A 536-nucleotide genomic window follows, 5' to 3' on the forward strand; every position below is an offset into this window, starting at 1 on the left:
CATTGTGTCGCCGGAAAGGAAGCTTACTGAGCATCCCAATACGCTGGTTTTTGATGCCACGTGGGCGGGGGCTCCGGAAACCTATACTCCAATTGCGCCGGGCGGGGGGATCATTCACGCGACCTCGGGCACCACCGGTCTTCCCAAGTTGCGCCGGGATACCGAAGAGGTGTTTTTGGCACGCATCAACAACGGCCTTGTGGCGCGGGGCGAGCTGACGGGGCCTGTGCTGGTGGCGCACAATTACGGTACCTTGATCGGCATTAAGTCTGTCGCGACCGCTCTATTGCAGATGCAATTGCAGATGCCGATGTTGTGGTCTGTTGAACAAACACTGACGACGTTGGTGGACTGCAAAGTCACCCATGCATTTGTGCCGCCCATCCACCTGAAACGCTTGGCCGAGGTCGCCGCAGACGCCTGCATCCAAACGCCAGTGCTTGAGCGCATCAATGTCGGCGGGGGCGCGCTTTCGGCCAGCTTTGCCCAGGATTGCGAACGCATATTCGGCTGCGAGATTTATACGGACTACGGAA

1 protein-coding gene is annotated in these 536 nt (G+C 58.4%); it reads left to right on the forward strand.

All coding sequences use genetic code 11. The annotated features are described in order from the left end of the window. Window positions 1-536 (forward strand): hypothetical protein (locus SM447_RS29875; protein ID WP_474576205.1); only part of this gene is annotated, 536 nt, incomplete at both ends.

It is taken from the genome of Micromonospora aridisoli (assembly GCF_056150025.1).